12 protein-coding genes and 3 pseudogenes are annotated in these 14812 nt (G+C 51.5%); 9 read left to right on the top strand and 6 right to left on the bottom strand.

Going from position 1 to position 14812, the window contains the following annotated elements:
- Positions 1-76 precede the first annotated feature (76 nt).
- Both yhjD and ACLJPQ_RS12685 read right to left on the bottom strand, forming a co-directional pair.
- Positions 77-1105, bottom strand: coding sequence for an inner membrane protein YhjD (gene yhjD / locus ACLJPQ_RS12690; protein WP_000191227.1), 1029 nt, complete (start codon positions 1103-1105; stop codon positions 77-79).
- A 72-nt stretch (positions 1106-1177) separates the two neighbouring features.
- On the bottom strand, positions 1178-2077 hold the full coding sequence (locus ACLJPQ_RS12685) for a LysR family transcriptional regulator (protein ID WP_000358046.1): 900 nt from the start codon (positions 2075-2077) through the stop codon (positions 1178-1180).
- 629 nt (positions 2078-2706) lie between these two features.
- Here ACLJPQ_RS12685 and ACLJPQ_RS12680 point away from each other — a divergent pair.
- The gene (locus tag ACLJPQ_RS12680; protein ID WP_001196081.1) at positions 2707-3309 is read left to right on the top strand and encodes a response regulator transcription factor; all 603 of its coding nucleotides are present in this window, start codon (positions 2707-2709) and stop codon (positions 3307-3309) included.
- 5 nt (positions 3310-3314) lie between these two features.
- Here ACLJPQ_RS12680 and ACLJPQ_RS12675 read toward each other — a convergent pair whose 3' ends face one another.
- Positions 3315-3671, bottom strand: a complete 357-nt coding sequence (locus tag ACLJPQ_RS12675) for a glycoside hydrolase family protein (RefSeq protein WP_001120252.1) — start codon at positions 3669-3671, stop codon at positions 3315-3317.
- A 280-nt stretch (positions 3672-3951) separates the two neighbouring features.
- Here ACLJPQ_RS12675 and ACLJPQ_RS12670 point away from each other — a divergent pair, with 280 nt between their 5' ends.
- A complete protein-coding gene (locus ACLJPQ_RS12670) occupies positions 3952-5541 on the top strand; it encodes an STY4199 family HEPN domain-containing protein (RefSeq protein WP_000185003.1) in 1590 nt (529 codons plus the stop codon).
- A 12-nt stretch (positions 5542-5553) separates the two neighbouring features.
- Here the strand turns inward: ACLJPQ_RS12670 and ACLJPQ_RS12665 are convergent, their stop codons facing one another.
- On the bottom strand, positions 5554-7203 hold the full coding sequence (locus tag ACLJPQ_RS12665) for an alpha,alpha-trehalase (protein WP_000934257.1): 1650 nt from the start codon (positions 7201-7203) through the stop codon (positions 5554-5556).
- A 325-nt stretch (positions 7204-7528) separates the two neighbouring features.
- Between ACLJPQ_RS12665 and ACLJPQ_RS12660 the strand changes: the two genes are divergently transcribed.
- From ACLJPQ_RS12660 to ACLJPQ_RS12630, 7 genes and pseudogenes are all read left to right on the top strand, one after another.
- The gene (locus ACLJPQ_RS12660) at positions 7529-8248 is read left to right on the top strand and encodes a GntR family transcriptional regulator (RefSeq protein WP_000572565.1); all 720 of its coding nucleotides are present in this window, start codon (positions 7529-7531) and stop codon (positions 8246-8248) included.
- 175 nt (positions 8249-8423) lie between these two features.
- Positions 8424-9401 carry a 6-phosphofructose-aspartate deglycase gene (gene fraB / locus ACLJPQ_RS12655; RefSeq protein WP_010989080.1) on the top strand — a complete coding sequence of 326 codons (978 nt, stop codon included), beginning with the start codon at positions 8424-8426 and terminating at the stop codon, positions 9399-9401.
- Positions 9402-9464: 63 nt separating this feature from the next.
- The gene (gene fraD / locus ACLJPQ_RS12650) at positions 9465-10310 is read left to right on the top strand and encodes a fructose-aspartate kinase (RefSeq protein WP_000028430.1); all 846 of its coding nucleotides are present in this window, start codon (positions 9465-9467) and stop codon (positions 10308-10310) included.
- 53 nt (positions 10311-10363) lie between these two features.
- Positions 10364-11683 (top strand): anaerobic C4-dicarboxylate transporter family protein, encoded by a 1320-nt coding sequence (locus ACLJPQ_RS12645; RefSeq protein ID WP_000498935.1) that lies wholly within the window; start codon positions 10364-10366, stop codon positions 11681-11683.
- Positions 11684-11741: 58 nt separating this feature from the next.
- Positions 11742-12113: pseudogene (gene fraE / locus ACLJPQ_RS12640) on the top strand (fructose-asparagine asparaginase); the annotation flags it as partial.
- 148 nt (positions 12114-12261) lie between these two features.
- Positions 12262-12345: pseudogene (locus tag ACLJPQ_RS12635) on the top strand (asparaginase domain-containing protein); the annotation flags it as partial.
- Positions 12341-12466 (top strand): annotated as a pseudogene (locus ACLJPQ_RS12630) (asparginase); the annotation flags it as partial. The pseudogenes ACLJPQ_RS12635 and ACLJPQ_RS12630, both read left to right, overlap by 5 nt.
- A gap of 46 nt (positions 12467-12512) precedes the next feature.
- On the opposite strand, the gene gorA reads toward ACLJPQ_RS12630, so the two are convergent.
- Together gorA and ACLJPQ_RS12620 are read right to left on the bottom strand one after the other, a co-directional pair.
- Positions 12513-13865 carry a glutathione-disulfide reductase gene (gene gorA / locus ACLJPQ_RS12625; RefSeq protein WP_080185097.1) on the bottom strand — a complete coding sequence of 451 codons (1353 nt, stop codon included), beginning with the start codon at positions 13863-13865 and terminating at the stop codon, positions 12513-12515.
- Between the two features lie 104 nt (positions 13866-13969).
- The gene (locus ACLJPQ_RS12620) at positions 13970-14812 is read right to left on the bottom strand and encodes a 23S rRNA (adenine(2030)-N(6))-methyltransferase RlmJ (protein ID WP_000954233.1); all 843 of its coding nucleotides are present in this window, start codon (positions 14810-14812) and stop codon (positions 13970-13972) included.

The raw sequence follows: 14812 nt of genomic DNA, 5'->3' as shown, positions 1-14812 counted from the left end.
GCTTGCCCGGCCTGGGTCTACACATCAGTAGGCCGAATGACGACGCCGTGCGTGCCATTCGGCAGCAAGCCGCAGACTAGCGTTGCGTTTTACCCGGCATTCGCGGGTCGTCCTTGTATTCGGCGGTGGCTATCCAGGCCGCGCAGAATAACGTCAGGCGGGCAAAAAAGTAGAAGAAGGCCATCAGACCGAGTACGGAGCCAAACGCCGCGCCGGAAGGCGATTTCACCAGTGACGGCAGCGTATAGGTCATAATGATTTTAATCACCTCAAAACCGATAGCGGCGATAAATGTCCCGCGAATCAACGCTTTTTTACGGGGACGATGGCGAGGCAGTCGCCAGAAAATCCAGAAAAAAAGTAGATAGTTGGCAAAAATAGAGATGGCCAGACCGATCAAATGCCAGGCCGGTTTTAACCATTCGATGCTGTCGAGATACAAGGCGGAGATGATCATCTGCTGGGCGGAACCGGCGATGGAAGTAATGGACAGCGTAATGATTAAAGCGATTAATAATCCAATCAGCGAGATAAAATCGCGCAGATATTTGAGCCAGATTTTCTCCTGATCCTGCGGCTTGCGCTCCCAGACGTCCCGTGACTGGGCGCGAATCGCTTCCCGCAGGTTGCCCATCCAGTTAACGCCGGAATAGAGCGCGATACCCAGTCCGACCAGCCCTACCGTGGTACGCTGTTGAACCGCCGTATTAATCGTATTTTTAAGCGTGGACGCCAGCGTAGGATCGCTCACATTCATCAATATCTTGCTGAAAATATCTTCCAGTAGATTAGGGTGCGAGGCGAGGATAAAACCTGCCGCGGCAAAGGACACCATCATTATCGGGATCATCGACAGAAACGAAAAGTAGGTGATAGCCGCGCCAAACTGATTACCCAGTCGATCGTTAAAACGTTCGGTCGCGCGAATGAGGTGGGCCACCATTGGTTGACGCTGAATTTTTTGCATCAGGGTGGTGACGGAATGCAACGCCTGATTTGCCTTTTCGTTTTTTTCCAGGGCGTCATGCGGCTGCGTTTCTATTTTTTGTATCGGGTCGTGCTCCAGTTCCTGAATAGGGCGTTTTACGTCATTTTCCTGCGTCATCAGGTCGGTAGTCCTTCATCATTAATAGAATATGTCAGTATAGCTTCTCCCCGGTGGATGCTGAAAATGCGGCTATTCTGCGGCCTCTTTAATGGTTTCAGTCAGCCATACCATAAACAGGTGTACCCGGCGGGAAAGATTACGGCGATGGGGATAATGCAGCGTCACCGGCAGTGGAGCGGCGCGATATTGCGGTAAAATTTCAATAAGCGTTCCGGCGCGTAACGCCTCCCGTACAGCAATGCGCGGCGTCTGAATGATTCCTAATCCTGCCAGACAGGCCGTATGCCAGGTCTCCGTACTGTTTACCGTTAGCATTCCGCCGGTTTTTACCCACTGCATACCGTGGGGAGTTTCAAAGGCAAAACCCGGTGAAGAAACTCCCGGGGTCAATGAATAATGCACCACCGCATGTGAGGCGAGATCGTCAAGGTTTTCTGGATACCCAAAGCGCGCCAGGTATTGTGGGCTGGCGCAGTTCACTCTTCTCAGTTTGCCAAGCGGGCGCGTCAGTATCCCTGGCGCATGTAGCGGCTCTGTACGCACCACGCAGTCGAAATCTTCCCGTAGTAAATCGACCTGTCGATCGCTACTACAAAGTTCCAGCGCAATGCCGGGATACTGATGCAAAAAAGTGGGCAGGCGCGGCATGATAAGGCTGTTTGCGAGACATGGCGGTATATCTACCCGTATTTTGCCGCTGATACTGGCGGGATCAGGCTGGAAAAGACCCTCCAGTTCATCCAGGTTACTCAACAGATCTTTTGCCCGTTCGTAGTAAACCATTCCGTCCTGAGTAAGCTGTACCCGCCGGGTGGTGCGGTGGAGCAGGCGGATGCCCAGTTGATGTTCTAACGCTTGTATTTGCCGTGAGACGCTGCCTTTGGGAAGGCCGATATCCTCTGCTGCACGGGAAAAACTTTCCCGTTCCGCCACGCGTACAAACAATTTCATTGCATATATTTTATCCATCATCAGGCTCTATTATTGTTCTTATTGAAACAGTGACGCTGAAGCGGCTGGTTTTATTGATTTTCTAGCACCTAATAAGCCCTTTCGCAATCATTGCTTGCGTGACGAATACGTCTGATCGCGTTGCGCGGCGGATTTATCGCCTTCCGGCCAGGCATTTTAGCGCCAAAAAGCCGATAAACGGGACGAGAGCGGTAAAACACGCTGATAGCCGCGGGTGTAGTGGGAGAGAGAAATGCATGTACATATACGGTATTGTCATTGACCCATCGTCGCGGTTTTCAGGCGGATTGGCTATTTTTAACAAAATGTGCTACTTTATTTTTTGTAACACATCAGACGAAAAGCAGATATTTCCTTTGTGACGCGCCAGGCGTACTCTTCATTAAATTAATATTCAAATTAGCCTTGGCTGTTCGCGCTAATAAGATATTCCTTACTTTAAAAGGCTAATTTTAGCGAATTCTGTAATCCCGATGTTGAAGCTGTAAATATTCATAACCTTTCCCTTCCTCAACCAATGACTATCGGTAAAATGGCCTATACCAAATGGCGACTTCTTATTTTACCCTACGGGTAATACCCTTCCTCATCTTGAGACTATTATCTTACCCAGGTGGAGAAAAGTAATGCAGGTAATCATGTTTGACAGGCAGTCAATATTTATTCATGGAATGAAAATCAGTTTGCAGCAGCACATTCCAGGAATAAGTATCCAGAGTGTCGGTCAGGCAGAAGAACTCTGGCAAAAAATAGAAAGCGCGCCGGATGCGCTGGTCATGCTGGATAGCGGCCTGGATGCTGAATTTTGCCGCGAGGTGTTACAAAGAATCGCGCAGCAATTTCCGGAGGTGAAGATTATTATCACGGCGATGGATGGCAGTCAAAAGTGGCTGCATGAAGTCATGCAATTTAACGTTCAGGCCGTGGTGCCACGCGATTCTGATGCCGAAACCTTTGTCCTTGCGCTCAATGCTGTCGCTCGCGGGATGATGTTTTTACCGGGGGATTGGTTAAATTCAACGGAGCTGGAGTCCCGTGATATAAAAGCGTTAAGCGCCCGCCAGCGGGAAATTTTACAGATGCTTGCCGCAGGAGAATCAAATAAACAAATTGGGCGGGCGTTAAATATTAGTACCGGGACGGTTAAAGCGCATCTGGAGTCGCTTTACCGGCGGCTGGATGTAAAAAATCGTACCCAGGCCGCCATGATGTTAAATGAATCGAATTAGCGACGTTAAATTCGCAGCCCGCTTATTTCTGGCTGTGAAATATCACCCGTATTGATTAATGATAAAAAACGCTGATGTCCGATGCTGAACATCAGCGCAATAAGCGTTTCGCGTTGAAACCGATCATTAAGTTCCGGCAAACAATTCTGTAGCAGCATATCGCAGCTATTGAGGTCATCCAGCAAGAATGCCTCCGCCTGTTCGGGCGTAATGAACGTCAGCGTCTCATCCGGCGTCAACATATGCCCGTAACCAATCACCCAGTTACCCTGCCGATCGCGATACTTTTCCAGCGACAGACCCTGCCACTGTTTAATAAACGCGATGCAGGCGGAGCTAAAGCGAGATGAAATGTGCGGCATGGCATCTTTCTCATAAAAAGCGCGATTATAAAGTGTGCTGCACGCGTGGCTAGCGGTCAGACGGCCAAACGCAGGCAGGGAAAAGGTCTATGCCGTTCAGCGTCACGCCGCGTTGGCAGAATGAAAAACTGATGTTTTCGGTTAGTAACCGATCTTCTTATAAATTTGCAATCATTAAGATTAAGTCACTGAAATGTGGCTGAATCTGTTATATCTATGAAAAAACATAATTAAAAGAAAACGAAGATCTCGTCGCGGGATCGTCTTTTTAGGGAAGATAATGACGAATAGCGCTTCGCAGGCGACACGCGCGCCTTTTGAACATAGCCTGGGGATTATCCGCCAGGCATCAATAGAAATCCTGCTGCTGCTGGGTATTCATACCACCGAGGGAAAAGAGCCCCGGTGGTTCATGGAACAACTTGAGCAGGCGCGTCTTAACCTGGGCGGTTGGGGCGCGGTGGCGAAAAAATTGCGGATAAATGACGCGCAGTTGAGCCAGTTTATGCTGCAACTGCGTCACCTTCAGCAGCATGTTCCCCAGTATGACAGCGGGCAAGAGGTGAGCGAAAATCAACTCCTTGCCGCGTTGCGTTTTGTCACCTCGCTGGAACATCTACGTCAGCAGCAGCCGCTACTGACGTATCAAACTGAGCTGGAAGACCCCGACCAGGAGGCGCATCTTGAGGCGCAGCGTCAGCTTCGGGCGATAGAACTGACGTTAAAAGCGCTTATTGCGCGCGCATGGCCGGATCGGGCGTCGCTGAATCACTACCTCAAGCAACATTTTGGCCCGGACCGTTTGCGCCAGTGGTTAAAACAGGGAGAAGATCAACATGCGCTGGAGGGCATGTTGTTCAGCGAACTGGCGCTTATGGTGGTCGATAAAAAATTGTTTGCCCGTCATTACGTCAGAATTTTTAATGACGCCTCAGCGTTAACGCTGTTCGCCGAGTCGCGCACCACTCTGCGTATGTTTCTGGATGATTGCCGCCTCGCGCGAAACGAGGTTATCGCCAGGCAGCCGCTCACCTCAGCGCAGCTTATGCTGCTAAACGTTCAGTATCAGCAAATCGTTCGGCCCATCCAGCGCGCCTATGCCGAAAAACGTACCCGCGTGAATCCCGCTTCGTTTCTGCTGGCGGATGAACGTGAATTGCGCCAGTTCTGGGAAACCGCGCGGCTTAAAGATCGGCAGGCCGGGGGAGATAAGCATGAGATTAGCGAGAGCATAGAACCACCGCGTAAGCGGCCTCCGCGTACGCCTGAAGAGCGTGAGCAACTTATTTCCGGCGCTTTGTGGGGCGCGGTTGGCGTCATGACGCTGGCGATACTGGCGGGCGCGTTCTGGCTATTTAGTTCGCCGTCGCCAGGCTCCGATAACGGGCAAACTCCCGCAATGGCGCAGGATGAACCGCCGCGCGAGGCGCCTTCCGCGCGGGAAACGCTCAATCATATGGGGATTACCTGGGATGCGTTTACCATGCGGGCGGCGATAGAGCGCAATGATACGCGGGTGACGGCGCTGTTCCTCCAGGGCGGAATGAACTGGCAGCTCGCGTGGACGGAGCAGGCGTTTGCGGCAGGACATACCGAGGTGCTGCAACTGTTATTGCGTTATCCCGCGCTGATGGATGAGGTCAAACCCTGCCGACGATTTATCACAACGTTAAGTCATGACATGTCGAGCGGCGCGCCGCTGACCGCGATGCATAAAACCTATTTGCAAACGTTTTGCACCGTTCCGGCTGTTGTGACGCGCCAGCAGCACGATACGGAGCAGGCCCGACTGCGCGCTCAGGCCCGGCCCAGCGCAGACAATAAAAAATGGCTGAAAATTCAGTCAGCCATTTATGATGCGATTCACTGAGGCCGGAGCAGGTTAAGGCTCTCCGTAAAGGCCAATCAGGCGGCGCACCACGCCATTGGTCCAGCCGAACCCATCCTGTAGCGGATACTCGCCCCCGCCGCCTTCGCGGGGCGTACCGCCGGAAATATGGTATTTCTCGATCAGTTTATGGTGCTCCTGATAAAAATGGTTCACCGTTTTTAACCAGTTATGGGCGATTTCATCGCCCAGCATATCGTCGCCATACCGTTTGAAGCCCTGGATCGCCATCCATTGCAGCGGTGCCCAGCCGTTCGGTTTATCCCACTGTTCGCCGGTTTCGTATTCGGTCGCCATAATCCCGCCGGGCGTTAACAGACGGCTGCGTACCACATTTGCCAGACGGTCGGCCTGTTCGTGGTTCGCCATACCGACATACAGCGGCACGATACTGGCGGCGGAAAAGAGCGCCATTTCTTCGCGTCGCCAGTCATAGTCCCGATAACAGCCGTTTTCATCATCCCACAGATAATGGTTTACGGCGGCGCGTCGATCGCTGGCTTTCTGGCGAAATAGCGCCTCGGTGTCACGTTCGCCTTTCAGCGCTGAAATATTGGCGATAGCGCTCTCCAGTTTATACAGAAAAGCGTTCAAATCGATAGGGATAAACTGGGTCGTACGTATGCTGGCAAGCCGGCCCGCATCGCGTAGCCAGCGTGAAGAATAGTCCCAGCCGGACGCCGCCCCGGCGCGCAAATCCCGGTAGACTTCATTGGGCGGACGACCGGAGTGTTTTGCGGTTTCGACATCTTCCAGCCAGGACTCGTCGCGCGGCGTGTCGCGATCGTCCCAGTAGCGGTTCAGCAGGGAACCGTCCGGCATCCGCACAACGTGGCGATAAGCCTGGTTGAGCGCCAGCGATTCGGCGCCGTCCATCCAGAAGGCGTATTCCATTTTGAGATGGTCGAGATAACGCCGCGCGCCGCGTACGCCATCTTCTTCGAACAGTTCAACCATCAGGGCGAAAACCGGCGGCTGCGAACGGCTCAGATAATAGGTCCGGTTGCCGTTGGGAATATGGCCATAGTTTTCAATCATCCAGGCGAAATTATCCGCCATACATTTAAGTAAGTCTTCGCGCCCGCTTTCCGCCAGACCCAGCATGGTAAAATAAGAGTCCCAATAATAGGTTTCGCTAAAGCGGCCTCCCGGCACGATATAGGATTGCGGCAGCGCCAGCAGCGAAGACCACGGAATATGATCCTGCGGTTCGCGCGTCAGTATCGGCCAAAGCTGGTCAATATGTTCTTTGAGCGAGTTTTCGGGGTTAGAGACATACTCGCTGGATAAGGTTTCCGGTAGCCAGAAATGGTTCTCGACGAAGCGGCGTAAGTCAAAATCACGGTGGCGTCTGACCTTACGGTAGCGGATCAGGATATCAAGCGGGTCCATCTTCGGCGCGCAGTCCGGGAACGTTTTACTGTCTGGAAACAGTTTTGTTGACTGTACATGCTCGAACAGTTCGAGATACCGATCGGCAGGGGTCAGGGCGTCAGAGGCGGGAAGCCCCTCGATCATCTCCGGCTCCGGTTCCGCCTCGATCATTTCATCCAGCTTTAACTCGCACGGGTCTGTTTCATAAAGCAGATCGACATCAATAGTCAGATCTTCAGAAGGCGTGGGGTTTAATTTCTGGTTGAGCATAATGACAAGGACCTCCGGCTTGCGTCGTAAAAGATACGGGTGTTGCCCGGCTGTCTATTAAGCGTAGACATTCGCTTCGATACCTGAGTGGCAAAGTGTGCGATAGATCACATTTTGCAATTTACCTCTCAAGAAAAACACTTCATAACTTGCTGAATAGTATTGCGAAAATCCTATTTTCATGACGCCCGCCCCAGACCTAAAATCAGAACATTCGTTTCATAGCGGTATCACTACGTCACCGCATGGCGTGGATTCACAAGCAAAGGTAACGTAAATAGTTATAATACAAGCTATGGCACCATGATAATACAAATGGATACAAATGATCGAGCAACCCGACAGTAAAAGCGCCAAACCGCTTTATAAGCAGCTTGAAGCCGCCTTAAAAGAGGCCATTGCGCGTGGAGAGTATAAACCAGGCCAGCAGATCCCGACGGAAAATGAACTGAGCGCGCGCTGGCAGGTGAGCAGGGTCACGGTCCGTAAGGCGTTGGATGCGCTGACGCGTGAAAATTTGCTGACCCGTGTCTCCGGCAAAGGCACCTTTGTCTCTGGTGAGAAATTTCAGCGCAGCATGACCGGCATCATGAGTTTCAGCGAGTTATGCCAGTCCCAGGGACGTCGCCCGGGGTCACGCACTATCAAATCCGTTTTTGAATCGGTAGACGATGAGACAAAAGCGTTACTGAATATGAACGATGGCGAAAAAGCGGTCGTCATTGAACGTATCCGCTATGCCGACGATGTGGCGGTATCGCTGGAAACCGTACATCTTCCCCCACGTTTTGCGTTTTTGCTGGACGAAGATCTTAATAATCACTCTTTGTATGAATGCTTACGCGAGAAACACCACTTATGGTTTACCCACTCCCGTAAGATGATCGAACTGGTTTATGCCAGCTTTGAAGTCGCCCATTATCTTGGCGTCAACGAGGGTTATCCGCTGATCCTGATAAAAAGTGAAATGATTGATAACAAAGGAGAACTCTCCTGCGTTTCGCAACAGTTGATTGTCGGCGATAAAATACGGTTTACCGTATAATGTCAGCATTACGCTAACGAAGAGCAGGCTGAATCGGGATCCAGATCGCGGATCCCGATTTTTTTTGGTTTCCATCTTGATCAAATGTATTTAAATGTCATATAAAAATAATAATACATTATGAGTCATTTATGGCGAATCCTCGCCTGTATCATTGATGGAACCAGAGGAAAGCATGATGGGTATGAAAGAGACAGTTAGCAATATTGTGACCAGCCAGGCAGAGAAAGGGGGCGTTAAACACGTCTATTACGTGGCGTGCGGCGGTTCTTATGCGGCGTTCTATCCGGCGAAAGCATTTTTAGAAAAAGAAGCGAAAGCGTTGACTGTCGGTCTGTATAACAGCGGAGAATTTATTAACAACCCGCCGGTAGCGCTGGGAGAAAATGCCGTTGTGGTTGTCGCCTCCCACAAAGGTAATACGCCAGAGACAATTAAAGCGGCTGAAATCGCCCGTCAGCACGGCGCGCCGGTCATTGGTTTAACCTGGATAATGGATTCACCGTTGGTGGCGCATTGCGACTATGTGGAAACGTACACGTTTGGCGACGGTAAAGATATTGCCGGAGAGAAAACGATGAAAGGCCTGCTGAGTGCGGTCGAACTGCTCCAGCAGACGGAAGGGTATGCGCACTACGACGATTTTCAGGATGGCGTCAGCAAAATCAACCGTATCGTCTGGCGCGCTTGCGAGCAGGTAGCGGAGCGTGCGCAGGCGTTCGCGCAGGAATATAAAGACGATAAAGTCATTTACACCGTCGCCAGCGGCGCAGGCTATGGCGCAGCCTACCTGCAGAGCATCTGTATCTTTATGGAAATGCAATGGATACATTCCGCCTGTATTCATAGCGGTGAGTTTTTCCACGGGCCCTTTGAAATTACCGATGCGAATACGCCTTTCTTCTTCCAGTTTTCCGAGGGCAATACGCGGGCGGTGGATGAACGCGCGTTAAACTTCCTGAAAAAGTATGGCCGCCGGATTGAAGTTGTCGATGCGAAAGAGCTGGGGCTATCGACCATTAAAACCACGGTTATTGATTACTTTAACCACTCTCTCTTTAATAACGTTTATCCCGTTTACAATCGGGCGTTAGCTGAGGCGCGTCAGCATCCGTTAACGACGCGCCGCTATATGTGGAAAGTGGAATATTAATTACATCAGGATGGATAAAAAAGCAGGGACGCTTTTTATTGTAAAGACAAACAAGGAATAATGATGAGCATCAGCGTATTGGGTATTGGCGACAACGTTGTCGATAAATACCTGCATTCCGGCATCATGTACCCCGGCGGTAATGCATTAAATTTTGCTGTCTATGCGAAATTAGCAGACATCCCCAGCGCGTTTATGGGGGCGTTTGGCAATGACGACGCCGCGCAGCACGTACAGGATGTATTACACCAGCTACAGATAGACATCTCTCACAGCCGCCATTATACCGGCGAAAATGGGTATGCCTGTATCCGTCTCTCGCATGGCGATCGGCAATTTGTCGCCAGCAACAAAAACGGCGTATTGCGGGAACATCCTTTTAGTCTGTCTGACGACGATCTTCGCTATATATCACAATTTACCTTAGTCCATTCCAGTATTAACGGCCACCTGGAATCGGAACTGGAGAAAATTAAACAACAAACCGTCTTACTCTCTTTTGATTTTTCCGGGCGCGGTACAGACGACTATTTTGAAAAGGTATGCCCGTGGGTAGATTATGGATTTGTCTCCTGTAGCGGGTTATCGCCAGATGAAATCAAAATAAAACTCAATAAACTTTATCGTTATGGCTGTCGGCATATTATTGCCACCTGCGGGCATGAAAAAGTTTATTATTTTTCCGGCGCGGATTATCTGGAGTGGCAACCTGCTTATATCGAACCTGTCGATACGCTGGGCGCAGGCGACGCCTTCTTAACCGGTTTTTTGCTTTCCATTTTGCAATCGGGTATGGCGGAACCCGATAAAGAAAGCGTGCTGCGCGCCATGCGGCAGGGCGGGAAATCGGCGGCGCAGGTATTATCTCATTACGGCGCATTTGGTTTTGGTAAACCGTTTGCACAATAGGTTACGTCCCTCAATGTAAAGCGACACTCACTCCAGATAACCCAGGAGGAAGTATGTTTTGGACGGAATTATGTTTTATCCTTGTGGCCCTGATGATAGGCGCCAGGATCGGCGGCGTATTTTTAGGGATGGTCGGCGGGTTAGGCGTCGGCGTGATGGTTTTTATTTTTGGCCTGACGCCTTCTACGCCACCGATTGATGTTATTCTGATTATTCTTTCTGTTGTCCTGGCGGCCGCATCTTTACAGGCCTCCGGCGGGCTGGATTTACTGGTCAAACTGGCGGAAAAAATTCTGCGTCGCCACCCTCGTTACATTACGTTATTAGCGCCGTTTATCTGTTATATCTTCACTTTCATGTCAGGAACGGGGCATGTTGTTTATAGCTTGCTACCGGTTATTTCTGAAGTCGCACGGGATTCAGGTATTCGACCGGAACGTCCTTTATCTATTTCCGTTATCGCATCGCAACAGGCGATCACCGCCAGTCCTATATCTGCCGCCATGGCGGCGATGATTGGTTTAATGGCGCCGTTGGGCGTCTCTATTTCAACCATTATGATGATTTGCGTGCCCGCCACGTTAATCGGCGTAGCGATGGGGGCAATAGCGACCTTTAATAAAGGAAAAGAGTTAAAAGACGATCCGGAATATCAACGTCGGCTTGCTGAAGGGTTAATTAAACCTGCGCAGAAAGAAAGTAAAAATACGGTGGTCACTTCGCGCGCCAAATTGTCGGTGGCGTTATTTCTGACCAGCGCGATCGTTATCGTTCTGTTAGGACTGATTCCGGCGCTGCGGCCCATGGTGGAAACAGCGAAAGGGCTACAACCGCTTTCGATGTCCGCCGCTATCCAGATTACGATGCTCTCTTTTGCCTGCCTGATTGTGTTGTTATGTCGGCCGCAGGTCGATCAGATTATCAGCGGTACGGTATTTCGGGCGGGCGCGCTGGCGATTGTCTGCGCCTTCGGCCTGGCCTGGATGAGTGAGACGTTCGTGAATGGTCATATCGCGTTGATTAAGGCAGAAGTGCAAACTCTATTGCAACAGCATACCTGGCTTATCGCCATTATGATGTTTTTCGTGTCCGCTATGGTCAGCAGCCAGGCGGCAACGACGTTAATTCTGTTGCCGCTGGGGCTGGCGTTAGGGTTGCCCGCTTATGCATTAATCGGTTCTTGGCCTGCCGTTAACGGCTATTTCTTTATTCCGGTGGCGGGACAGTGTCTGGCGGCGCTGGCGTTTGACGACACCGGTACGACGCGTATCGGCAAATATGTGCTTAACCATAGTTTTATGCGTCCGGGATTAGTTAACGTGATTGTCTCGGTCATTGTCGGGCTGTTAATAGGAAAAATGGTTCTGGCCTGATTGTTATTCATGTTTTTATAGCACACGCCACTTATTATTTTTAATTCAGAGGAAGAAAATGAAAATTAGAGTTTTCATGGCCACCGTGTTGCTGCTCATCAGCCACTGTGTATTTAGCACAACGTCACTACCGCATATTGTTATTCTCGCGACAGGCGGTACTATCGCCGGGACGGCAGCCAATAATACGCAAACCGCCGGATATAAATCTGGTGAACTTGGCGTGCAAACATTAATAAATGCCGTGCCGGAAATGAATAATATCGCTCGCGTTGACGGCGAGCAGGTGGCGAATATTGGTAGCGAAAATATGACCAGCGATATTATCCTGAAACTTTCACAGAAGGTGAATGCGTTATTGGCGCGGGACGATGTTGACGGTGTGGTTATTACTCATGGCACTGACACGCTCGATGAAACCGCCTACTTTCTTAGAGCCTATCCCATTAGGGCTATTTTACTTGCCATTTTGGTCCTGGGCAGTGCTCAAAATCCTCACGTACTACGTGTACGCTCCGGTTTTTGCGCGCTGTCCGTGTCCAAACTGGCTGCGCCAATAACGCCTGGTGGGATAGGCTCTTAATTTGACCGTGAAAAGCGACAAACCGGTGGTGTTTACCGCTGCAATGCGGCCCGCGTCGGCAATCAGCGCCGATGGCGCAAGGGCAGCCAGGGCTGGTGTCTGACTCGCTCAACCCCGCGAAGGCGCGGGTGTTGCTGATGACGGCACTAACTCAGACGCGTAATCCGGAACTGATCCAGAGTTATTTCAGTACGTATTAATCATGCAGGCCTGTGCGCCCACCCTCGAAGATGGGCGCACAAGATATTAACGCATGGTCACAAACTCTTCCGATGCGGTCGGGTGAATGGCGACGGTATTATCGAAGTCTTTCTTGGTAGCGCCCATCTTCAGCGCTACCGCGAAGCCCTGCAACATTTCATCCATGCCGAAGCCGATACCGTGGATACCCACAATTTTTTCTTCCGGCCCGACGCAGACCAGCTTCATACGGCACGGCTGGCGGTGTGTCGTTACCGCGGTATACATAGCGGTAAACGATGATTTATAGACTTTCACCTGCTCGTCGCCGTACTGCTCGCGCGCCTGCGGCTCGCTTAACCCGACGGTGCCGATAGGCGGATGGCTAAAGACCACGGTCGGGATGTTGCTGTAGTCCAGATGCTCTTCCGGCTTGTTGTTAAACAGGCGCTCGGAGAGACGGCGACCGGCGGCGACGGCGACTGGCGTTAGTTCTACCGCGCCAGTATTGTCGCCAACGGCGTAAATGCTTTCAACGTTGGTATTCTGGAATTTATCGACAATGATGTAACCTTTTTCATTGGTTTTCACGCCCGCTGCCGCCAGATTAATATTGTCGGTCGACGGTTCGCGACCAATGGCCCAGATCAGGCAATCAACGGTTTCACTGCGGCCATCTTCCAGTTCCAGAGTCAGACTGTCGTCGGCGTTTTTCACCACCGCTTTCGGCACGGCGTGAGTATGCAGTTGCGGGCCTTCGGCGTTCATCACCTCAACCAGCGTTTCGCTAATCATCGGGTCAAAACTGCGCAGCGGCGCATGTTTACGGACAAACAGATGCGTTTTCGCCCCCAGCGCGTTGATAACGCCAGCCAGTTCAACGGCGATATAACCTGCGCCTACCACTGCGACGCGCTCCGGCAAGGCAGACAGCGCAAAGAAACCGTCGGAATCAATGCCGTATTCCACGCCTGGAATGCTCGGATGGCTCGGACGGCCGCCGGTAGCGATCAAAATATGGTCGGCGGTGATGGTTTCACCGTTCACTTCAATGGTTTTGGCATCGACAAAGCGGGCAAAGCCTTTAATCACATCCACGTTATTTTTGCCCAGCACGTTGTCGTATGAAGTATGGATGCGGTCAATATATGCGGTACGGCTGGCAATCAGCTTGCTCCAGTCGAACTGATTAATCGTGGTGTCAAAACCGTAGTCCGGGCCATACAGATGAATCGCTTCACGAATCTGCGCGGCATGCCACATCACTTTCTTCGGCACGCAGCCCACGTTAACACAGGTGCCGCCCAGCTCTTTGGCTTCGATGAGCGCGCATTTCTGGCCGTACATAGCGGCGCGGTTAATCGAGGCGATACCGCCGCTGCCGCCGCCGATAGCGATGTAATCATAGTGTTTGGTCATGACCGCTCCTTTATGTTCGTTGTCGGACGGATAGATTCTGCGCTACCCGCCAAAATATTCGCGATTGTATACCTGAAGGTGAAAGGTTCCACCGATGGCTGTGATTACTCCGGCACGATCCAGCTTACCGAAGTGTGTCCGTGACCGTTTGGCGCCAACCTGCTGTGCAGCCACGGTAGCACGTTGTTCATCTGCTGCTCCAGTTTCCACGGCGGGTTAACCACGATCATACCGGACGCCGTCATTCCGCGCTGATCGCTGTCCGGGCGGATCGCCAGCTCAATTTGCAGGATTTTACGGATGCCGGTGGCCTCCAGATCATGAATCATGCGCTTAATTTGCTGGCGGAGCACCACCGGATACCATAGCGCGTATGTCCCGGTGGCGAAACGTTTATAACCCTCGCTGATGCCGCTGACTACCGCCTGGTAGTCGGTTTTCATTTCATAAGGTGGGTCAATGAGGATCAGACCGCGGCGGGAAACCGGCGGTAATTTGGCTTTCAGTTGCTGATAGCCGTCAGCGCGTTCCACGCGGGCGCGGTTGTCTTTTTGAAACTCCGCGCGCAACAGTGGGAAGTCGCTGGGATGCAATTCCGTGAGTTGCAGACTGTCCTGCTCACGCAGCAACTGGCGGGCGATTAACGGGGAGCCCGGATAGTAGCGTAACTGCCCGCTGCGGTTGAAATGTTTTACGACGCTAATATACGGTTCCAGTTCGGCGGGCAGGTCGTCCTGCTGCCAGATACGGGCGATGCCTTCCAGATACTCTCCGGTACGTTCAGCATGTTCGCTGCCCAACTGATAACGCCCCGCGCCCGCGTGCGTGTCCAGATAGAGAAACGGTTTTTCTTTCTCTTTTAGCGACTCGATGATCAGGCTCTGAACGGTATGTTTAAGGACGTCGGCGTGGTTGCCAGCGTGAAAGCTGTGACGATAACTGAGCAT

Source organism: Salmonella sp. SAL04213 (assembly GCF_046550535.1).
Lineage (GTDB): Bacteria > Pseudomonadota > Gammaproteobacteria > Enterobacterales > Enterobacteriaceae > Salmonella > Salmonella enterica.
This window is presented reverse-complemented; position numbering and strand designations above follow the sequence as displayed.